Raw genomic sequence first — 22,543 nt, 5'->3', positions numbered from 1 at the left:
CTTTATAGCAACACTTTATATGAGGATATGGACATGTTCAACTTCTCGCAAAGGCTCTATCTAGGTTTTTCACTTGTCATTGTTTTATTAGCATTGGTTGGTGGAACCGCCTATTTTTCTCTAAATAATGCCTCAAGTGGCTTTGATGAATATCGCTCACTAGCGAGAGCCTCTAATGCGGTAGGCGAAATTCAGGAAAATATGCTAACGACTCGTAACAAAGAAAAAGATTTTATTTTAACGGGCGACTCGCAAGCAAAAGAAGCGTTTGATAGATATTTTAAGAACACTCAACAGTCCATAGACGAAGCCATCGCTGATATAAATACGGCACAAGATCTAAAAACGATCCAGAACTTGAAAACCTCTCTAGAAGGCTATATCAGTGGGTTTGACAAGGTTGTCACGCTAAAAAAACAAAGAAATGAGCTTGTTAATAACATATTAAATAGTAAAGGTCCTGAAATAGAAAACAACATAACAGACCTACTACTGTCTGTAAAAAATGCTGGCGATACTGAAGCCGCATACGATACTGCATTATCAATAAGAAGTTTACTGCTTGCACGCTTATATGTAGTGAAGTTTTTAGAGTCTAACGACCAAAGCTCAGTCGACAGAGTGAATAAAGAGTTTTCAGATCTAAATCAGAAACTAACAAACCTCAATGAAAAACTAAATAATCCGAGCGACAAAACACAACTCAATAAAATAGTTCAAGATATAACAATTTACAAAGATGCTTTTAATCGCGTCGTTAACGTCATTCAGGATCGTAACACCATCATTAGCGACAAGTTAAATCCCGTTGGTGCTATAGTGACGAAAGCCACAGAAAATCTTAAATTATCCATTAAAAATGCTCAGGATAAACTTGGCCCTCACTTAGTAGAAAGCAATACATTAGCCGTCTATTTCATCGAAGCCATCGTGGCGGTGGCGATTATATTGGGTATCACGGTGGCCTTTTTCATTACTCGGGCAACCACTACCCAGCTAGGAGGCGACCCAGCCTTAGTCACACGAGTCGTTAGAAGTGTCGCTGAGGGAGACTTAGAAGTAGAGTTACAAAATAACAATGAGAAAGAAGCAAGTTTATACGCGGCCATCCGTAACATGGTCAAAAGCCTAAAAGAAAAAGCCGTCTTAGCGCAAAAAATTGCCGACGGAGACTTATCCTCTAACGTCCAACTGGCCTCAGACAAAGACAGTCTTGGAAAAGCACTGCAAGATATGGTGAAGAACCTCAACGCTATTCTGATGGAAATCCAAAACGCTGGCGATCAAATCGCGGTTGGCAGTTCACAAGTTTCTACCTTTAGCCATTCTCTTGCAGAAGGCGCCAACAAACAAAAAGATAATCTACAAACCATTTCAGCCGCGTTGGAACAACTCTCCGTACAAACCAGTGAGAATGCAGAATATGCGAAAAAAGCGAATTTACTGGCAGAACAAGCTCAGCAAGCGGTGACACAAGGACAAGCTCATATGAAAGAGATGGTCATGGCGATGAAAGAGATTAGCGAGGCTGGAGAAAGCATTGCAGGCTTTATTAAAACCATCGATGAAATTGCAGAACAAACCAACTTACTGGCCCTAAACGCTGCCATTGAAGCGGCTAGAGCTGGCGAGCAAGGACGAGGCTTTGCCGTTGTGGCTGATGAGGTTCGAGGCTTAGCCTCTAGAAGCACCAGTGCCGCCGCAGAAACCGCCAAGTTAATACAACTATCATCAAGCAAAACAGAAAATGGCGTGACCATCGCTGAAAACACCGACAAGTCCTTACAAGCCGTGTTTGATGGTATCACTGAAACCTCATCCATCGTGGCAAAAATCGCCTCTGCAAGTGAGGAACAAGCCCTAGCGGTAAATGAAGTGACCCAATCGATGGTATCTATTGGCGACGTCGTGGAGTTAAATGCATCTGGCTCTGTGGAAGGCGCTGCTGCTGCAGAAGAGCTCAGTAGTCAAAGCGCGGCCATGAAACAAACCATGGGGCGTTTTATACTAGCCAGAGCGTAGGTTTACTACTCCCCTCTTCTTGAGGGGAGATCCCACTTCTGTCTATCCTCTCATTTATTTTTCCTCATATTCGAACAAATGCCTTGACGGCAGATTCTTTTAGCAACTATCTGCATATTTTTTGAACTATAGATAGCCACTGTAAATATTACCGATAAAAACAGGAAGCTATCTTTAACAAATTGACGTAGGGCTTCGACAGGATAAGAATAAAACAAAAATATAATAATGATAACAATTATCAATATTTTTTACATCTTTGTTCTTTTACTGCCGTCTAAAGAGAAACTGCCCATGCCATTACGTAATTTGCTTTTAGCCATACTGTTTTCGAGTGCTTGTCTCCCCGCTTATGCGGAACGTTTGGTACTTCAGCTAACACTGACCCCAGCAGGCTTTTCCCCTAAACAACTTACCGTCCCAGCTAATAAACGCATTCAAATAAAGCTCGTTAATAAAACACAACAGGTCGCAGAGTTAGAAAGCTATGACATGAAGTTCGAAAAGATCGCTGTGCCAAATGGCCAAATTTCAGTTTTTACTGGCCCATTAGAAGCGGGGAAATATACCTTCTTCAATGACTATAGCGACCATGTGACAGGCACGCTAATCGCCAAAAAGCCATAAGGATTCTTCACTATGATTGCTGTTTTATTGATCGTCTTTAGAGAAGTGCTAGAAGCAGGGTTGATTATTTCGATCGTCAGCGCGGCTTGCAAAGGGCTAGCCATTCGCGCTCAAGTGATAAGCGGCATCGTTCTTGGTCTGATCGGTGCCATTATGCTGGCGAAATTCACCAGTTTAGTCGAATCATCGCTGTCTGGTTATGGGCAAGAGATCTTTACCGCCGTTATTTTATTGACCGCGACAATGATGTTGGCTTGGCAAACGGTTTGGATGTCGGTCAAAGGCAGAGAGATGGCAGAAAAAAACCGACAGCATGTCAAAAGCCTATTACTTGATGGTAAAGGCGGCTTCGCCATCACCATTGTTATCGCCATCGCCGTGTTACGAGAAGGGTCAGAAGTGGTTTTGTTCCTGTATAGCCTCTTCTTATCTTCCAGTTTAACGGAGAATAGTATGCTCATTGGCGGCCTGTCCGGTGTCTTATTGGGCATCCTAGTGACTTATACTTTATACCGAGGCATCGTTATGATCCCTCTGCGCCATATTTTCTCATCTAGCAACCTTATTTTATCCATCATCGCTGCGGGCTTGTCCAGCCAAGCTGTTGGCATTCTTGCCAATATTGGCTTCCTCCCACAGTGGGGTTCGCAAGTTTGGAACAGCTCATTTTTATTATCCAGTAACAGTTGGGCTGGTGTACTCGCCCATTCTGTTATTGGCTATACGGCAACCCCTATGGGGATTCAACTAGTAACTTGGTGTGCCGTTTTATTGGTGATTTCTTTCACAACATATCGGCTTAAACACACCTATTACGCAACTAAGGAAAAACAACATGCAAGTCACGAGTAATAATATTAAAAAAGCCTTGTCTTTAACCGCTATCTGCTGTGGTGCGGCCCTCATCAGCCAATACGCCAGTGCACGTGAATACCCTGTCGGAGGCCCAGTTCATAAAGATGGGATGGAGATTGCTTCGTCTTATTTATTGAACATCAAGACACAGCCCTCCCCAACATCCATGGTGATGGGTAAAGATGTTGTCCACCTAGAATCAGATGTGCATGCCACTCAAGACAATAAATGGGGCTTTCCGAACGGTGCATGGATTCCTTATGTGAGTGTGGATTACGTAGTTACGAAAGTTGGTGACACCCACTTTATGAAGTTTGGCCAAATGCTTCCAATGACCGCAGCAGATGGCCCTCATTATGCACACTCGGTGAAATTAGCAGGCAAAGGAACCTATGTGGTTCATTTGAAATATACAGCACCGGATGAGAAAGGATTTTTACGTCATATCGATAAAGCAACCGGGGTACCTGCTTGGTTCAAACCGTTTGAGTTAACCTTTAAATTCAAATACCCACAAGCATAACAGGCCATACATAGCGCAACACCTGTTGCGCTTTCTTTCCCTTATGAAAATCATAACAAAATTTATCATCGCAATTGCGCCTGTGATGGTTTTAGGCATCATCAATCAAATGCTCACTTACCAGCCAACGGGCCAAGATGATCAGGTGCTCATTTCTCTTGTTGGTAAATGCGCCGCTATCGCCCTAGCAGGCGGACTGTTTTATCTGATTTATCACTTTGGCATTGAAAAAGTCACCGACAAGCTGTCCATAAAATCCTCGCAAGACATTCTTTTTAGTAGCATTATCTTTCTCTGCATAGTGCCTTATCATGTCTCCTACTTGGATGTTTTTGTCTGTTTTTTAATTGGCAATCTTATTTCTACCGCGAAGATTAAACATCAACATTACGTGTTTTATTTAAATGGTGCCATTGCTTCAAGGCTTGTTCTATTCATCATCCACTTGCCAATGATTCATTACAGCCAATACCATCCAGATATTGACGCTATCTCCTCTGCGACTCCATTATTGAAACTCTCCCTGAGTCACCACTTTGATCTTATACCCCATTCGTCCTTATCACTCACCCAACTCTTTTTAGGACAGTGGCAAGGCAGCATTGGTGAAACCTCTAAACTAGGACTATGTCTTTCTTGTCTACTGCTACGCTCTTTCAGGCTAATAAAAATGCTCCCCATCCTCATTGGTTTAGCCGCCAGTGCTATTAGCTATACGCTCTTCCATCAAAAGATCGGCCTACCTCTTCATGGTTACCTATCGTATATGCTCATGGGAGGCTTTATCTTTGGACTAATCTTCATGACAACGGATCTCTTCACATCAAGATTGAGTCAACTTCAGCGCTGTCTATACGTCATGTGCATTGGCTTTTTATGTATTGCCTATCGAGCTTTTCTCCCATTTCCTGAAGGTATGTTGCTCGCTCTCATTTCAAGCCAGGCTCTCTTCGCCTTGGTGCTAGTAGCCAAATACCTGTGTACCGAAATATGGAAACGCAACGTAAGCCATATCCGCCACCCTCTGCCATAGAGCGACCTCCATTAGTTAATCGACCAACTTAGAACAAATCTATAACGAGTTCATAAGTTTTACCCACGCCAAAAAATTGATATTTAAAAGAAAAAATAACAAAAAATGGCACATTTTGAATTTTTTATTATCATAATGTGATAATAAATTGAATTGATGGTCATTTTTTACTATGTTCTTATCCGTGCATTACATGTTTCTGAAAAAACCAAAAAATGAGAGCAAAAACATGAGACCACTTTTTAAGATAAGTAAGTTAGGCATCTGTACCGCTCTGCTAGGAGCGCCATTACTAAGCCATGCCTATACCCTGATAGATAAAGACAACCAGCATTTATCTTTCAATGGCGAAGCCGATGTAGGGGCATTTCATAGTCAAGAGACATATGGTAACCCTCATAAGTCTCCCTCTTGGCAAGAGGGTTTTATCAAATTTGGGCTTTCTGGTGATCAAAAAGCCGCCAACGGTACGTTTTTCAGTACGATTAATGCTATCTCCAGTGGTACCTGGGGAGATGGCGATGCTGCTGGCCTGACAACTGGCAGTGAACGTAAAACCAATATCGAAGATTTATTCATCGGCTATCGTACAAAAAATATTGAATTCTCAACAGGTAGACAAGGATTTGTCGTCGGTAATGGCTTCATCATCAATAATGATGCTCTAAACATGGGCAAAGGCCTAGATGGTCAAGCTGCTGGAGTACACCCTAACCGTGGAGGCGCCTACTGGCTTGCAGCGCGAAAATCCTTTCATAATACCGCGATCCTGCGCTTAGGTGGCGATAAAGGCTGGCGCTCTGATATTTACTGGCTCCAATCAAACAATGCAGCACAGGCCAGCACAGAGATGGCGGGGATCAATATCGAAAACCACAATAAATATGGCGTGGTCGGCTTTTTATTCAATAGAGGGTTAAGTGTTAATCAAAAAGAAGCAAACTTCTTTGGCTTAAACAAACGCGATGGGCAAAAAACCATGAGCGTACGCTATCAAGGAGACGCTGGCATAAAGCCATTATTCTTATCGGCACAATACGTCAAACAAATACAAGGGGATAACTCCAAAAACGCGAAAGCATGGTATGCCGAAGTTGGCTGGACCTTTGATCAAATTGCCTGGTCTCCAAGCCTTCACTATCGCTTTACTCGATACGGAGAAGGCTATGACCCTCTTTTCTATGGATTCAGCCGTGGTTATGGCACCTGGTTCCAGGGAGAGGTAGCCGCTAACTATGCTGGCCCATCAGGAGCCTCTATCGATTCCGATATTCAATCCATTCAACTCTCAGCAACCCCAACAGACAAAGTCAGTGTCGGTGCCTTGTATTTTGACTTTACGAAAACCAAAAATGATACGGGAACGAACAATGCAAAAGAGGTCGATCTATGGATGCAATGGGCAGTCAACGATCATCTGATCATTTCGCCTGTAGTTGGTTTCTACAAACCAAAATCCAGCAGCAGCGTTCAAGGCAATGATAATACCAATGTGTATTCTCAAGTCATCGCCATCATGCCGTTTTAAGCCGGCATAACACCCTATCTGCAAGCGCAATGAAAACAATGGTCTGCTTTCCCTTCAGGCCATTGTTTCCCCTTCCAGCTCTTCTAGCTGAATCCCAAAAGACCAATATTCTATATCCACTGTGCTTTAGCCTATGCACCTAAAAAAAGTGCAAAAGAAAAGGCGCCCTTAGCGCCTTGTCTTTTGCTTCTTATTTCGTCATGTACATTACTTGGGAGTGCGTAAAACCATCAGCTTCATTTCCGTCATGTCTTCTATCGCAAAGCGAATCCCTTCACGACCCAAACCACTGTCCTTTACACCACCATAGGGCATATGATCCACTCGCCATGAAGGCACATCGCCAATCACGACACCACCCACATCAAGTACATCCCACGCTTTATAGGCTTTATAGATGTCTTTGGTAAAGATACCGGCTTGCAAACCAAACACGGAATTGTTTACCTCAGCTAATGCCACGTCAAAATCACGGAACGACGACAATATTGCCACGGGGCCAAACACTTCTTGGCAAGACACCGACATAGCAGGATCAACGTTTTCCATCAAGGTCGCATCCAACATTGCTCCAGTGCGCTGACCACCGGCCAGAACGTTCGCTCCACCAGCAACGGCTTCTTCGATCCAAGTATGTAAACGCTGCGCTTCTTTTTCGCTAATCATCGGACCAATAAAGGTCTTTTCATCCAATGGATCACCCGATACCAACGCTTTAACAGCAGAGGTTAAGCGCTGTTTTAGATCGTCATAAAGAGACTCATGCACGATAATACGCTGTACACTGATACAACTTTGACCCGATTGATAATAAGCACCAAATACAATACGTTGCACCGCATCATCAAGGTCTGTACCTTCATCGACAATACAAGCCGCATTGCCCCCTAATTCCAGCACAACGGGCTTTTTACCCGCTTTCGCTTTCAATGCCCAACCCACATCGGGCGAACCAGTAAAACTCAGCAGTTTTAAACGTTCGTCCGTGGTAAATAAATCCGCCCCTTCACGATGACAGGGAAGAATCGAAAAGGCCCCTTTTGGCAAGTCGGTTTCTGCCAAGATCTCGCCGACAATCAAGGCACTAACGGGCGTTAAACTGGCTGGTTTAAGCACAAAAGGACAGCCCGCTGCGATGGCTGGGGCAATTTTATGAGCTGCCAAATTCAAGGGAAAATTAAATGGAGAAATAAACGAGCATGGGCCAATGGGAACGCGCTTCCACATTCCTTGGTAATCCGCTGCACGAGCAGAAATATCCATCGGCATCACTTCACCATAAATACGGGTGGCTTCTTCCGCCGCAATTTGGAAGGTGTCGATCAATCGCGTTACTTCTCCGCGAGAGTCTTTAATCGGCTTACCGGCTTCAATACAAAGCGCATAAGCCAACTCTTCAAAACGTTCTTTAAAGCGTGCAATACAATGCTGCAAAATAGCTTGGCGTTGGTATGCAGGCATGGCTTTCATAGCGTCTTTTGCCCCATCTGCGGCAGCAATGGCTCGATCAATATCGGCCGTACTGGCCATCGCCACTTTCGTCGCTACTTCGTAGGAATACTTATTGTGAACCGACAAATCCGTGTTGGCATACACAGCTTCATTTGCCAAATAAAACGGGTAACTGGGTTTCAGCATGGTCTTTCTCTTTTTATATTTTTAATGACTTTCTGCTTTATGGTTTTAACGATAAAGAAGAAAGTCATATCATTAGACGAGGCTTAGGCTAGATCTGGTGCATCCAAATCCAATCCCATTTCTTTTAATACGGTTCCTGCCGTCCGAAAAGCATCAATCGACGCGGGCACACCACAGTAAATCGCTACCTGCAATAAAATTTCACGAATTTCTGCGACGGTGACGCCATTGTTCACGGCACCGCGCACATGCAAGGCCAACTCATGGGGACGATTCAGAGCGGAGATCATCGACAAATTAATTAAGCTCCGCTCGCGCTTGGCTAAGCCTTCCCGTTGCCAAACATCGCCCCAGCAATATTCCGTGACCAACTGCTGAAGTGGACGTGTAAAATGAGTGGCATTATTGATCGAGTTATTAACGTAGTCTTCCCCTAACACCGCTTTACGGGTAGCAAGGCCTTTATCAAATTTATCCGTCATATCGTTACCTATAAGTTACTTATATTGAAGTGCTACCGTCTGATCAAGTAACTGGAGACGATAGGTCTGTCCCGGAATCATATCAACAGGCTTGGTCAAAGAACCACTCAAAAACTGTTGTCCAGTTTTTACTTCGCCAAAAATAGCCAATATGCCTCGTATCATGCGTACCACAGAAACAAGCGGCCCACCCAAGACATTCTCCGCAGAGCCGACGTCACTTGTGATGTCGGTTTCCAGCAGACAGGAATAACCGGACTTTTCAAGCGTATTGGTATCAAACGGAACCAGTTGACCGACTTGATAAAACCCCGCTGCGGCATTGTCAGACACAAAATGGCTAATATCAAACTTCCAACCTTGGAGACGACAATCGGCGACCTCAATCGCGGGTGCCATCCACGCAATGGCAGCCAGTATCTCATCATCCGAGACATGACTTCCAGTGAGGCTTTTGCCCAAAACAAAGACCATTTCAGATTCAATTTTAGGGGCAATAACTTGCTTTCGAGTTAACTCACCAGACAGAATATTGTCGACAAATAGGGGCGCATAAATCGGCTCCTGTAAGGCAAAACGGTCTAGGGCTGGCTGGCTAGACAGCGCCACTTTCCAGCCTATTAACTTATTGCCCGCTTGTTGGTTTAGGTCAATCACGGCTTTTTGCACCTGATAACCAAAAGCAACATTCTCCATGGAAAGCGCTTCTATCAAAGGGATAGCAGTGCATTCACGGCGCGCTTCCATCAACACCTTGGCAACTTGCTCTTCTAACACAAGACTCTCCTACTTCGAGTTAACAGGTCGCGATTATTTGCCTGTAAGCTGACCACGTAAGGCATCTAACACTTCATTGAGACGTCTTGGAGAGGTTAAGGCCGCTACAAAACGGTCTGGACGAATGATCACGATTTTATCTCGTGCTTGACTAAACCAATCGGCCAAGGTGTTTTCTAGATCCTCAACGCTCGTACAGCCCGACGCCGTCAAACGTTCATGATGACTTAATCCGCTGCGCGAGGGATTGACTTGCACATATTGGGTCTGCATCTTGTTCCAGAAGGCTTTATTTTCCTCTGACATAAAGTCCGTCGGATTCGTGCGATAACCGACGATGGAAAACCAATCCCCTAATATCGTGTCCAACTTCTCTTTGTTGCCTTCCGCCGTTTCAATATTCGGCTGAATAAAGAGTTTCCCCACTAGACTGTCTTCGTAGACTTCCTCACTTTCGTGATACACGATGCCTTTAACAATGTGTGCTTTGGGTTTGAATTTGAACTCGACCAAATGCTCACGCAAACTATCCACTGAATCCGTTGCTTTGAATATCCAGTCACGAATGCCCGCCATAATCGGATTCGTCATGCCCAAGACCGCGCCCATATTGTCGGCCAAACCAACCAAATCGGTCGCATGTCCACGACGTTCATCATCGTAGGTTTGCAAAATATTGGGAGAAGCCAAGCCTTTCACCACCGCCGCGACTTTCCAACCAATGTTCACCACATCTCGAATACCCGAGTTAAGGCCCTGACCAGCCCAAGGAGGCGTGATATGAGCAGCATCACCACACAATAGGACGCGGCCTTTGACAAAGTTATCGGCGACACGGGAGTTATGGGTATAAGCGCGGATACGAACAATATCCAAGTTATCCACTTTATCGCCGATATGGCGACGAATCAGGCCGCGAATAACCTCTTCTTGGCAAATGTCTTCTTCTTTCTCATGGGGGAACAACATGAATTCCCAACGGCGATACTGGTAAGGTAAATAGATACACACAAAGGGTCTAACAGGATCACCATGCAAAGCTGTAAAAGGCGCATCCAGTGTATCGTTAGCCGCATCCACCACCACCCATTTGGCGGGATGAGTTAGACCAGTAAAACCTACATTTAATTGTTTACGAACCTCTGAACGACCACCATCCGCAGCGATAACATAACCCGCTTCCAGACAGTATTCTTCACCGGATGGGTCCGTGACGTGCAACACCACTTTATCGTTTTCGTCTTGGATACGGGTCATGGCATGACCTAAGCGCAAATCCACCGAGTCAAAGCGCTTCAATCCATCACGCAAGGTGACTTCCAATAGCTGCTGCATAAACATATTACGCATCGGCCAACCATACTGGGCAGCTTTGGGTTTTACTTCAGCAAAGCACACACCACGAGAGTTGTAGTAGCGCAGGGGCACATTACTGATCATATCTTTAATCGCCGTATCAGCCAGCCCAACACCTTGTAAAACACGCAAAGCTTCATCATCCATCCCCACTGCTCTCGGGTAGGGAAGAATCTCTTCTGAGGCTTCAATCAACACCGTATTGATATTATATAAGCCCATATAATTGGCTAAGGTGACACCATTTGGCCCACCGCCAACAATTACGACATCTGCTTTTTGTGTTTTCATCAGTAAAGACCTCTAATCTGTAAGAACCGTTTGCATGAAACGGACAACCGCCTCATTAAATTTTTCGGGTTGATCATCGTGAACATAGTGACTGGCATGATCAATTTGAATGGCCTGCACAAAGGCATTAGACGCTACAATCTCTGCCACGGTTTGACTCGGTAAAAAGTCCGAATCACCGCCTTTGATCAATAACGTAGGGCAAGAAATGGCACGAAATGCGGGCCATAGATCCATCGGCTCAATGGTTAAACGTGCCTCCGCGATGCCCTGCTGATCGTGCTTCCACGTCACTTTTCCGTCCACTTCCCGGAACGAGTAGGTCAAACGTGCCTGTAATGCCTGCTCGGTTAAATTCGGGCGAGAGTGGGTCCAAAACTCTTTAGCCGCTTGCCAAGAATCGAAACTTAACGGTGTGTTGCGCATTTCTCGACGAATACGCTCTGCCCCTTCGCCTTGTTTGGAGGAACCTGGACCAATATCTTCTATTACCATCGCCATCACACGCTCTGGATATAGGCGCGCAAACTCAGCCGCGTTTTGACCACCTAGAGAATGACCAATCAAAACAAAACGCTCTAATCCTAAATGATCAACAAATCCTGCTAAGTCCTGAATATAAGTGTCGGCGTTATAATCCTTGGTTGGCCCCCAATCGCTGTCACCGCGCCCCCTTTGATCCAAAGCGAAAAAGGTAAACCCATCGCCCATTGCATCCACCAAGTCTTGCCATGTTTGCGCAAAACCTCGTAACCCATGCAGCATCACCACTGGCACCTTGCCACTGCCCCATTCGAGGTAATGTAGGTTAAGCCCATCGTTGGTGAAAAAATGGCTGCGACTCGACATTGTCATGGCTATGACCTCTATAAAAATGGCCTCTATAAAAAATGACCTCTAAACGAGGCCATTTTCTCCTTTGACATCTTTTGCTTGTAAGCCACCTAAACGTGCATGCAAGCGACCACGAGTCGCAAAAGACCAAATGATCAAAATCTCATCATTACGAGGCGCATCATTAAAAGACACGGCAATAGAGTCATAATGAGAACGCACATAGAGAGCGTCTTTGTGAGCTAACGGCACATCAATGGTCGCACCTGGCGCACCCACTTTACCGGTTGAAGGCACCCAAGATTTCCCGCCACCAACGGCAACACGAACAGGGTCGGCCGCGGGGTTGGTCAAAAAGGCATTACCGTGTTCGTATTCACCAAAGGCACCGACAAATACCGCTTTACCGTAGCTAACGATCTCATTATCACCGGCAATCTCATTAATGCGGCGACCAAACTCTTTTCCTAATTCAGGAGAGTTTTCCACCAGCACTGATAAATCTTCAGAATAGGTATTCGCCAGAGGGTTATGAATAGCGGCCGCAATAACGTATTTTTTTACAGGCTCGCCATCGGCCAATTTACCGGTTTCATTGGCCAGTGTTTCTTCGTAATGGTAAAACCATTTACGAATATGGTATGAGCTAAAATTTGCTTCTTTCATGGTTTGAATCCTTAGTACATTGATAAGCGGTACATTGCTAAACAGCACATTGATCAAAAGTCATCAGTCAAAAATAGGTTCGAGTGTGATCGGACGACTCGGTGCATGAGCATGCTTAAATCGGGACTTACCAAGCTCATCATCGTGTTCTGTTTCTAGGAAAAACTCTAAGCGATTGCCATCTGGGTCTTCAAAATACAGCCCTATACCCACTTCATGATCTGTGGTTTTGACAATCGGAACCTTTTTCGTCAATAACATGCCATATAGGCGGCGTAAGGTGGTCAAGTCGCCATCAATCTCCATACCGTAATGCTGAAGACCAATGATGCCTTTGCTCGCCCCTTCTGGCGCTTTAATCAAAGCAATATCATGGTGTTTATCACCAAAGCTCATCATTACCCACTCGTCGCCATTACGAGCGTTTTTTTCCATCGATAACACATCCGCATACCAATCAGCGGAAGCATTGGGATCGGATACAAATAAAGAGATATGAGTACGATTGATTTTCACCTTCATGTTCATCACCTATTTTTATGTGTTCACACCACTATTTTTTGATTACAGAGGTATGAGCGGCCTTAATAACGGCTTCTGCTGGCGTCCAAAGCACATCGGAAATTTCACTGAACTCACGCCATTCTTTTTTCCAAGATAGCCCTGCTTTCTCACTGGTAAATAAATGTCCGTACTTGGTGCCAGCCACCACTTGATCCGGATTGGCAGGGTTTACATGAATCCCCCAAACACATGAGTTAGGCTGTAAGGGAAAGGGCAGCAGCTGCCATGTTGCAGCGGCATCATGGGATACATAAATTTGGCTGGTCGTCCCAGGCGTACCATCTGACACACTTAAATAAATCGTGCTTTCTGTGCCCATTGGTACGGCGGTCGCACGAGCGTAGTACAAACCAAAGGCTTCTTTGGCGATAATACCTTCCCATGTTTCACCATCGTCAAAGCTGCGATACACCGCATTCACACACACAGCAACCACTACCTTTTTACCCTGATTGGGAAGCACTTGAATAGTATGAATATCGGAATTGAAATCCCATAGCAAACGATCATCAATACGTTCCCAAGAATCGCCTCCATTTTCACTCTTAAACAAGCCACCTTCTTCTAGACCGAACCAGACTTTATTCGAGTCTGTAGGATCAAAGGCAAACGCCAATAATCGTGGTTTACTCACACCAGCGCAAAACTCTGGAATCTCCACAGGAGCACGATCCCATGTTTCCCCAGCGTCCTTAGTGCGCCATAGCACCGCACGAGACGGCGCGCCAGTGCCCACAAAAATACGTTTTGGATTTTTCGGATCGACCGCCACTTTCCATACGGTTTCGCCATTAAAAGGGGAATCAATACGCGTCCATTTAGAACCCGCGTCTTTACTAACACACAGGCCAGTGTCCGTACCGATGTATAAAGTACTTGGATTCGTCGGATCTACATCCAGAGAGCGAGTAATTGCGTCAAATTCGATGTCCTGACCTAATGCAAGACGGTGCCATGTTTGACCATTATCGGCACTTTTCACCACGCCTTGGCCAACGGTTGATACTAAAATTGTGCCACTCATACTACCTCCTATAGGAAAATGCCGCGAGTTAGTCCACCATCAATACCAATCGATTCGCCTGTCACGGCGGCCGCTTTGGGTGACGCTAAAAAAGCAATCAAATAGGCAATCTCAACGGGTGCTAAGGTACGGCGAATTGGCGTTACATCAATGTAGCCCTGTTCCACTTCTTGTGGGGTTTTGTTTTGGATCTTACCTTCGCGCTCATACAACTCTTGAATATGAGGGGTATCCACCACACCAGGATGAATGATGTTGCAAGTGATACCGTGGGGGCCCAGTTGATCCGACAAGTTTTTCGTCATATGAACGATGGCAAGGTTACGCATACCAGACATCACTTTACTGCTACGACCAGTTAAGCCACCAATATTGATAATGCGACCGAAGCCTTGTTTCTTCATATAAGGTGTGACGGCTTTGGCGCAACGGAAATAGCCAATGACTTTGGTGTCTAAATCGCCCAGCAATTCGTGATCATTGGCAAACTCAATGGAGTTACGAACCACACCGGAAGGCGCTGCCGCACCGTTGACCAAAATATCTACACGGCCAAATTCTTTGGCCGCCACCGCCACCATATTTTCGACAGAATCCATATCCGTGGTGTCACACGTAACAGGTAGAACGCGGCGGCCGGTTGCTGCGGAAATTTCCGCTGCGGTTTTTTCCAGTACAGACATAGTGCGCGAGCAAATCACCACATCACAGCCTTCTTCCGCTAAAAATCTGGCAACATCTTTGCCGATGCCCATACCGCCACCAGTTACAATGGCGACTTTATCTTTGATCTCTAAATCCATAATCGAATCCTCTACTTTCTATTAACCTAAATTGACAAAAACGCTCTTCGTTTCGGTATAGGCATCAATGACATTTTTGCCCATTTCACGTCCCCAGCCCGATTGCTTATAACCACCAAATGGCGACGCAGGATCCACCACATTCCAACAGTTAATCCATACAGAGCCGGCTTTAATGCGACTGGCAATGGTGTGCGCCTGAGTCAGATCATTGGTCCAAAGACCAGCCGCCAAACCAAAGGGCGTATCATTGGCGCGATGCACCAATTCATCCACATCCGACCAGCTCATGACCGTGACCACAGGACCAAAAATTTCTTCTCGCGCCACACGAGCTTGCTCTTGTTTATCCAAAAAGACCGTTGGTGACATAAAATAGCCATCACCTAATTCACTTGGTTTACCACCACCACAAATCAGCTCAGCCCCTTCTGACACGGCACTGTCCACGTAACCTTTGACAACATCGAACTGTGCAGAGGAAACCAAAGGCCCCATAGTGGTTCGTTCGTCTAAACCCGGCCCAACCACATGAGCCGCCGCGTGCTTGCGTAATTCTTCAAGCGTTTGATCGAGTACGCTTTCATGGACATACAGACGAGAGGCAGCAGTACACACTTGGCCTTGGTTATAAAAAATACCGTCGGCTGCACCCTTTGCCGCTTTGATAATGTCAGCATCAGGTAAGATGATATTGGGAGATTTGCCACCCAACTCGAGAGAAACTTTTTTCATATTACTGACCGCACTTTGGGCAATCAGACGCCCCACGCCAGTCGAGCCAGTAAAGGCAATCTTATCCACACCAGGGTGAGCCGCTAATGGCGCACCAGCCCCCTCACCAAAGCCCGTTAATACGTTCAATACACCACGGGGAATGCCGGCTTTTTCGATCAGATACGCCAAACGTAAGGCAGACAAAGGGGTTTGTTCCGCTGGTTTCAAAATAGAGGTACAGCCAGTTGCTAACGCTGGACCTAATTTCCAGGCACACATAGAAAGAGGAAAATTCCATGGCACAATCAGTGCGCACACACCCACAGGTTCTTTCACTGTGTAGTTGAGCATGCGTTCACCTGTACGCGGCGACACAGGAATGGTGCTGCCTTCAATTTTCGAAGGCCAGCCAGCAAAGTAACGAATAACGTTTGCCGTGACCACCACTTCGCCATTTTTCGCGTTGCTATAGGGCTTGCCATTTTCTAGCGAGATAATTTGCCCGAGGTTTTCCGCGTCTTCTTCGATTAAATCCGCTAACCGCAACATCAATTTGGTGCGCTGAGCCGGAGACACATGCTGCCACTCTCCCTCTAACGCTTGGCGAGCCGCTTGAACCGCGAGATCCACATCCGCAGCAGTGGCTTTGGAGACACTGGCGATATTGTGTGTCGTCGCTGGATTCTCAACATTAAAATATTCACCTGCAGCAGGTTCAACCCACTCGCCGCCAATAAACAAACGTTTTTGTTCGGCAAGAAAGCTTTGTACTTCTGGAAACAGTTCCATGGTAGTCATGATCAACCTCACAAAGACATTTCAATTAAGCGTGGCGCTTTTGCATCACACGCGGCTTTAAATTCACGCATTAGCTCTGCGTTATTGGTGACACAAACGGAATCCACGCCATAAGCTTTTGACAAGGCTTGCCAATCCACTCGAGGTCTATCCAATTCCGTCAACGCCAAGGAATTTTCACCAAATTCGGTCACGCCATACCGACGTAATTCATTTTGGAGAATGTTGTATTTATGATTGGCGGCAATCAGAATCACCACAGGCAGATTCTCCCGCGCAATGCTCCACAAGGCTTGAATGGTGTACTGGGCGCTGCCATCCGATTGCAAACAGACAACGGTATTACCCGGCTCTGCCAAGGCCGCACCGAAGCCTGCTGGAATACCTTGTCCAATGGCACCACCAGTATTGGTTAATACGCGATGACGCGCCGCCAAGGCGGATTCGGTGAAAAATGGGTAACCACAGGTGCCACCTTCAACCGACACAATGCAATTGTCCGGTAAGGCACTGGAAACAATTTTTCCGATAGATTGTGGGGTTAAAGCCTCATTTGCCGCAGGCAATTCAATGGTGCCTTCTAAATCTTTATGAGCTGGGGCATTAAGCAATTCAGCGAGGGCTTCCATAGCGCCTGACACGTCATCACCCACATCCGCCAGCGTCACCAAACGATCCGTCTCTGCCAAACGCGAAGGCATCCCTTCATAACCAAAATAGGCAATCGGCTCAACCACTCCGGCACACACCACTTCATCGTATTGCTCTAATTCAGCAATGGCTTTTTCAGGGAAGTAAGGCAAACGATCAAGGTCTGGCAAACCACCACCACGGTGAGAAATACGTGGAAAGGTTTCAGCAAACATTTTGATGCCTGGTAGCTGACCAATTCGGCCAGCAGCCGTTAGACCTTTTTCATCCAAACCATTATCACCCACGATAAAGACCAGACGCTTGCCAGCTTTAATACGCGATGCGACGGCATCCACATAATCCGCTTTAAAATGGCGCTTCGGAGGCAGAATAGAAACCTTAGGCATGCCGCCCGTTAACGCTTTGGCTTGCAAATCCATCGGCAAGACAAGAGTTGAAATTGCCCCAGAAGGTTGCCAAGCCGCTCGCATGGCCGCAGCAAAATCTTCAACCATACGATCAACGGATTTAGAGGTACGGAAAAACGCAGAAACCGGGCGTGCTAGGGATTCAATATCGCTCGCTAACGGTGGATCATAATTCACATGCCAAGAAGCATGATCCCCCACCAAGTTAACAATCGGGCTGTTGGCACGACGTGCGTTATGCAAGTTGGCAATACCATTGGCAAAACCAGGGCCCAAATGGGTGAGCGTTAAGGCTGGACGGCCTGATACTCGGCCATAACCATCCGCCGCGCCAGTACACACTCCTTCGAACATACTGAGAACAGGACGAAATTTTGGCTCACTGTCCATCGCCGCCACAAACGGCATTTCCGTGGTTCCTGGATTCGCGAAACAGTACTCAACACCTGAGTCGACTGCCGCCTTAACAATTGCTTCTGCACCATTCATAGAAGAACCTCTCTATTTAACTTATTCTCACATTATGCGAAAAGAACACATCATGTCAATGAATAAAATACGTTTTATTTGATACAAAAAGCCAAATGTAAGATTTTTATGATATTTTTCGCCTTTTTTATTGACCTCCTTTCATTATTCTCAAAATACGAAAAAGCATACATACAGCAAAAAAAACAGCGTAAGCAGATAAACCGCTCACGCTGTCAAAATGGAAGGAAATCTCTAAGAAAAATATATCTAAAGAAAAAACAATTATTTATTAATATGCACGACCTGAAGCGAAGTGAACTCCAGCAATCCCTCTTCACCAAACTCCACCCCAAAGCCCGACATTTTACAGCCGCCCATGGGAATATTCGGTTGGATTTTAGCGTGTGTATTGACGAAGGTCGTACCACACTCCAGACGAGATGCGATAGCCGTTGCCTCCGCCGTATCAGGTCCCCAAACCGAGCCATCTAAGCCCACATCTACGCCATTGGCCATATCTACCGCATCATTCACATCGGAAAACTTGACGATAGGCAGTGCTGGACCAAACTGCTCTTCTTTCACCAGCAAAGCATCATTAGCAATATCAGCAACCAGCGTCGGCGGATAGAAATAACCAGCTCCCTCAAGCGGCTGGCCACCCGTTAATATGGTCGCCCCACCTTTACGGGCATCTTCCACATAATCCACAATAATTTGCAGTTGATCTTTATTTTGTACGGGACCAAAATTCACACCTTCGTCCATACCATTACCAACCACTTGTTCATTGGCGATGGCAACCAGAGCAGCACACATATCGTCATAAATAGACTCATGTACATAAAGACGCTTGATCGCCCCACAGGTTTGCCCCATGTTTAAGAACGCCGCTGCAAAAATATCGGGAGCGACTTTTGCTACGTCCGTGCCCTTTAATACAATTGCCGCGTCATTACCGCCTAACTCAAGAGTCAGACGCTTCAAATTATCAGCCGCATTGCGCATCACCGACTGGCCCGTTTCTGTGGACCCGGTGAAGACAATTTTATTAATCTTCGGGTGAGAGGTAATACCACTACCAATACCACGCTCACCCGTGATGATATTGACCACCCCTTTTGGCAAATGGTTATTGATAATTTCTACCAGTTTAATGGTGCTTAGAGGAGTTAAGCCAGACGGCTTGTTGACCACCGTATTACCTGCCCTTATAGCAGGAATGATGTGCCAAATAGCAATCATTAAAGGCCAGTTCCAAGGCGTAATAGAAGCCACCACACCAAGGGGTTTACGGTGTATCTCAATACGTTTAGTGTCGGTCTCTTCCGCTACTTCCACAGGAATGTCTTGGGAAGCGGCATAGCGTAACCAAGCGACCCCCGCCTCTACCTCACCCATAGCAAGCGGTAACGGTTTACCTTGCTCAGCAACAATTAACTCAGCGACTTCGCGGGCACGCTCTTCTAATTCGTCGCCCGCTTTGTTTAAAGCGCTTTTACGCTCTTCATGACTGGACACCGACCAGCTTTTAAAGGCGGCTTGTGCTGCTTGGACAGCTTCCTCTAATTGGGATTTATCCCCATTTGCACAGGTTGCCACAACATCCAGTGTGGCGGGGTTGATAACATTGAAAGGGGCGTTATTCCCTTCTACCCATTCCCCATTGATCAAAAATTTAAAATGACGACTCATTGCTTACCTCCACCTAATTGTCATGCCTAGCTCTGTACTAAGGAATGGCATGGACAATAGATTAACCAAACAGTGTCATTAGCGTATTGAAATCACCCTAAGCGATTTCGCCAAAACACCACTCAAAAAACACAATGTAAGATTTATTGCATATAAAATAGCCTATGTAAACGATATTTTTATTTTTTTCTCAAATAAAGAAAAACCTTGATAACAAACCTCGTTGACATGCGCCGGCCTCTATTGCCCAGAAAATGAGAATAGAAGCGTTTTTTAGTCGTAAATTAAATGTCATACTAACAACGGAAGAAAACACCAAAGTCTCACTATGTAAAAAAACAAATTAAAAAAAAGATATTTAAACCGTTTTCTTTAAACACTTGGTTAAATAGCGTTATCGAACCTATAATCTACACACTTATCGATAACTAAGGGGTTTATGTGTCCAGTCTCAATAAAATGTTAAACGTCCTCAATATTTTCGGGCCAGGCTCTCTCATCATCAATGTGGACGACATTGCAAAAAAACTCTCTCTTTCCCGTGCAACTGCCTATCGCTATGTACGAGAACTGTGTGATGCCGGTTTATTAACCCGTATTGATACAAGTTATACCCTTGGTCCTAGAATCATCGAACTGGATTGGATGATGCGTCAGCATGATCCACTCATTTCCCATGGACGTGAAGTAATGGCCGACCTATCGAAAAACACCGGACTCACTGTCTACATGAGCGTGTTTTACGATGGTCATATCATCAACACCCATATCGAATCCGATATTAAAAAGTATGGTTTCACTTTTGGTCGAGGGCGCCCTTTGCCGATTTTTAAAGGGGCCCAATCTAAAGTACTAGTGGCGTTCCAAAAACCTAATCGTCTAAAAAAAATCTATGATGAACAGATTGAGCCAAGTGACGACTACAACCTCACTTGGAAAGAGTTTAATTCGGAAACCAAAAAAATCCGTAAAGATGGTTTTTGCGTGACTCATGATGAGCTTAACCTTGGTCTAACAGGGATTGCCGCCCCCATCCTTAATCTCGAAAACGATGACATTATCGGCAGCATCGCCTTTGTGGGCACCACCAGTGCATTCGAATTATTTCGCTTTGAAGCGGTGGTTGAGCGTCTTCAAGAGGCCACAGCCCGCATCGAAAAAGGCGCCCACCTAGACAACGAGAAAGTAACCGATAAAACCTAAAAAGCGAGTCACACATCAAAAGCAGAGTCCACCGTAAACCACTCTTCTTTTGATGTTATGACAAACACCTCCCTCATGGTCGAAATGATCTCCTCCACTCGATAGAAACCAGATTGGCTCACCCTAAAAAGCCACACAACACCTCTTTGTCCCCCTCGACGAGTACTGCTTGTGCATCATAAACGTGCGCTCTGCCCTTTTTAGACCAACGACTGTAAAGACACCTTTGCAGATCTTTTTTCTTGCGACATAAAAAAACCAATCAAAATCACAACTTAACAATAAAATCAAGAATGGCACAAATAATGCTTAATCTCATATTATGAAAATAACTATATTATTTTTGGTTAAATTGATTTAAAAATATCCAAAAAAGACAATATCAGAGAAAGAGGAACAAGATGAAAATTAAAAACATAGTTACCACATCACTCGTATTAACCCTGCTCCCACTCACAACAGCAAGTTATGCAGATACTTCACCAATCAAAATAGGCGGACTTGCCACACTTTCTGGCGCCATGACCTTACCGGAAGCGCCAGCCGCCGCTCAAGCGGTCTTTGATCGCGTCAACAAAGAAGGCGGTATTCAAGGTCGAAAAATCGAATACTTACTGCAAGATGATAAAGGAGATGCGGGAGTGACGGCTCAAGCAGCTCGTGAACTGGTTGATTCTGATGGGGTTTTAGCCTTTGCTGGATCGGCCAGTCTACAAGACTGTGCCGTTAATGCCAGACTGTATGATCGCCGTGGTATCTTATCTTTACCAGGCGTTGCGGGCGAGTTTAGTTGTTATAAGAAAAAAGCCTTTGGCCCTGTCAGCGTTGGTCCAGCCAGAGGAACACTCGCGGCATTGTATTTCACATCAGAAGTCCTCAAAGAAAAAAATGTTTGCGCTTTCTTAATGGGTATCCCTTCTCATGCCGCAGGAAATAAATGGGCCGTCGCAGAATATGAGAAAATGACAGGTAAAAAACTCAAACTGCTAGATACGACCGTTCTCCCCAATGACGATATGACTCCCCATGTATTGGATGCTCGTTCGGCCAACTGCAGTGCCATTGTCTTTTCTGGCGCTGAGCAGATGGACCTTGCTTGGTTAAAAGCGATGGAGATGCAGAATCTCACCAATATTACCACGGTTTTCCTAACACCTGCCTACACATCAGGCTTTGCTAAAGCCGCGAAGGACTACCCTGGTAAGGTCTATGCAAACTCAGAATACGAACCCTTCATGAGTAATAACCATGCCTTAGACGATTGGCGAAATCTCATGAACAAAGCCCATGTACCACTCTCGTCTTTCGCACAAGGAGGGTATATCTCTGCCACCTTATTAGTCCAAGCCATGAAACAAATAAAAGGACCCATTACGCGTCAAAGCATCACAGCGCAATTACGCAGTAGCACCGGAGCAAAAGCACTCACTAATCCGCTAATGGGGACACCTTTGGATATGGCTAAGACAGCGGATCACCTATCCAAATCCGCCACAAAATTCTTAGAGCTCAACAAAGGGCACTGGGATGTCGTCACCCCAAACTTTATTCGTATTGATACAAAATAACGCCATC

Annotated in this window: 20 protein-coding genes; 8 read left to right on the top strand and 12 right to left on the bottom strand. The window is 45.4% G+C overall.

From position 1 onward, the window contains the following. The 6 genes from JHD45_RS09955 to JHD45_RS09930 all read left to right on the top strand — a co-directional run. Positions 1-2,022: HAMP domain-containing methyl-accepting chemotaxis protein (locus JHD45_RS09955; protein ID WP_233407741.1), on the top strand; the 2,022-nt coding region annotated here is incomplete at its 5' end. 294 nt (positions 2,023-2,316) lie between these two features. Further along, positions 2,317-2,649, top strand: a complete 333-nt coding sequence (locus JHD45_RS09950; protein ID WP_199476362.1) for a cupredoxin domain-containing protein — start codon at positions 2,317-2,319, stop codon at positions 2,647-2,649. Between the two features lie 12 nt (positions 2,650-2,661). Further along, positions 2,662-3,501 carry an FTR1 family iron permease gene (locus tag JHD45_RS09945; RefSeq protein ID WP_199476361.1) on the top strand — a complete coding sequence of 280 codons (840 nt, stop codon included), beginning with the start codon at positions 2,662-2,664 and terminating at the stop codon, positions 3,499-3,501. Continuing rightward, on the top strand, positions 3,485-4,027 hold the full coding sequence (locus tag JHD45_RS09940) for an iron transporter (protein WP_199476360.1): 543 nt from the start codon (positions 3,485-3,487) through the stop codon (positions 4,025-4,027). The genes JHD45_RS09945 and JHD45_RS09940 overlap by 17 nt, the downstream gene beginning before the upstream one ends. A 43-nt stretch (positions 4,028-4,070) precedes the next feature. Then, on the top strand, positions 4,071-5,060 hold the full coding sequence (locus JHD45_RS09935; protein WP_199476359.1) for an RnfABCDGE type electron transport complex subunit D: 990 nt from the start codon (positions 4,071-4,073) through the stop codon (positions 5,058-5,060). A 229-nt stretch (positions 5,061-5,289) separates the two neighbouring features. Next, the gene (locus tag JHD45_RS09930) at positions 5,290-6,588 is read left to right on the top strand and encodes a hypothetical protein (RefSeq protein ID WP_199476358.1); all 1,299 of its coding nucleotides are present in this window, start codon (positions 5,290-5,292) and stop codon (positions 6,586-6,588) included. A 207-nt stretch (positions 6,589-6,795) separates the two neighbouring features. On the opposite strand, the gene JHD45_RS09925 is transcribed toward JHD45_RS09930, so the two are convergent. From JHD45_RS09925 to JHD45_RS09870, 12 genes are all read right to left on the bottom strand, one after another. Beyond that, positions 6,796-8,226: an aldehyde dehydrogenase family protein gene (locus JHD45_RS09925; protein WP_199476357.1), complete on the bottom strand. Its 1,431-nt coding sequence runs from the start codon at positions 8,224-8,226 to the stop codon at positions 6,796-6,798. Between the two features lie 83 nt (positions 8,227-8,309). Continuing rightward, positions 8,310-8,708, bottom strand: coding sequence for a carboxymuconolactone decarboxylase family protein (locus JHD45_RS09920; RefSeq protein WP_199476356.1), 399 nt, complete (start codon positions 8,706-8,708; stop codon positions 8,310-8,312). A 15-nt stretch (positions 8,709-8,723) separates the two neighbouring features. Further along, on the bottom strand, positions 8,724-9,485 hold the full coding sequence (locus JHD45_RS09915) for a 2-keto-4-pentenoate hydratase (RefSeq protein WP_199476355.1): 762 nt from the start codon (positions 9,483-9,485) through the stop codon (positions 8,724-8,726). 33 nt (positions 9,486-9,518) lie between these two features. Beyond that, a complete protein-coding gene (locus JHD45_RS09910; RefSeq protein ID WP_199476354.1) occupies positions 9,519-11,132 on the bottom strand; it encodes a bifunctional 3-(3-hydroxy-phenyl)propionate/3-hydroxycinnamic acid hydroxylase in 1,614 nt (537 codons plus the stop codon). A 12-nt stretch (positions 11,133-11,144) separates the two neighbouring features. Further along, complete coding sequence (locus tag JHD45_RS09905; RefSeq protein ID WP_199476353.1) at positions 11,145-11,987, bottom strand: alpha/beta fold hydrolase; 843 nt, start codon at positions 11,985-11,987, stop codon at positions 11,145-11,147. Between the two features lie 42 nt (positions 11,988-12,029). Further along, positions 12,030-12,632, bottom strand: coding sequence for an amino acid synthesis family protein (locus JHD45_RS09900; RefSeq protein WP_199476352.1), 603 nt, complete (start codon positions 12,630-12,632; stop codon positions 12,030-12,032). Positions 12,633-12,695: 63 nt separating this feature from the next. Beyond that, the gene (locus JHD45_RS09895) at positions 12,696-13,154 is read right to left on the bottom strand and encodes a VOC family protein (RefSeq protein WP_199476351.1); all 459 of its coding nucleotides are present in this window, start codon (positions 13,152-13,154) and stop codon (positions 12,696-12,698) included. A gap of 31 nt (positions 13,155-13,185) precedes the next feature. Beyond that, positions 13,186-14,220: a WD40/YVTN/BNR-like repeat-containing protein gene (locus JHD45_RS09890; RefSeq protein ID WP_199476350.1), complete on the bottom strand. Its 1,035-nt coding sequence runs from the start codon at positions 14,218-14,220 to the stop codon at positions 13,186-13,188. Positions 14,221-14,228: 8 nt separating this feature from the next. After that, positions 14,229-15,023 (bottom strand): SDR family NAD(P)-dependent oxidoreductase, encoded by a 795-nt coding sequence (locus tag JHD45_RS09885; RefSeq protein WP_199476349.1) that lies wholly within the window; start codon positions 15,021-15,023, stop codon positions 14,229-14,231. A 21-nt stretch (positions 15,024-15,044) separates the two neighbouring features. After that, complete coding sequence (locus JHD45_RS09880) at positions 15,045-16,538, bottom strand: aldehyde dehydrogenase family protein (protein ID WP_199476348.1); 1,494 nt, start codon at positions 16,536-16,538, stop codon at positions 15,045-15,047. An 8-nt stretch (positions 16,539-16,546) separates the two neighbouring features. Next, positions 16,547-18,088, bottom strand: coding sequence for an acetolactate synthase large subunit (locus JHD45_RS09875; RefSeq protein ID WP_199476347.1), 1,542 nt, complete (start codon positions 18,086-18,088; stop codon positions 16,547-16,549). Between the two features lie 264 nt (positions 18,089-18,352). Next, positions 18,353-19,765, bottom strand: a complete 1,413-nt coding sequence (locus JHD45_RS09870; RefSeq protein WP_199476346.1) for an aldehyde dehydrogenase family protein — start codon at positions 19,763-19,765, stop codon at positions 18,353-18,355. 441 nt (positions 19,766-20,206) lie between these two features. Here JHD45_RS09870 and JHD45_RS09865 point away from each other — a divergent pair, with 441 nt between their 5' ends. Continuing rightward, positions 20,207-20,968, top strand: coding sequence for an IclR family transcriptional regulator (locus JHD45_RS09865; RefSeq protein ID WP_199476345.1), 762 nt, complete (start codon positions 20,207-20,209; stop codon positions 20,966-20,968). A 401-nt stretch (positions 20,969-21,369) separates the two neighbouring features. After that, complete coding sequence (locus JHD45_RS09860) at positions 21,370-22,536, top strand: ABC transporter substrate-binding protein (RefSeq protein ID WP_199476344.1); 1,167 nt, start codon at positions 21,370-21,372, stop codon at positions 22,534-22,536. Positions 22,537-22,543: the final 7 nt, after the last annotated feature.

The sequence above is a fragment of the Marinomonas spartinae genome (assembly GCF_016461715.1).
Classification (GTDB): domain Bacteria; phylum Pseudomonadota; class Gammaproteobacteria; order Pseudomonadales; family Marinomonadaceae; genus Marinomonas; species Marinomonas spartinae_A.
Note: the sequence above shows the minus strand (reverse complement) of the source record. Positions and strands in the feature narration are given on the sequence as shown.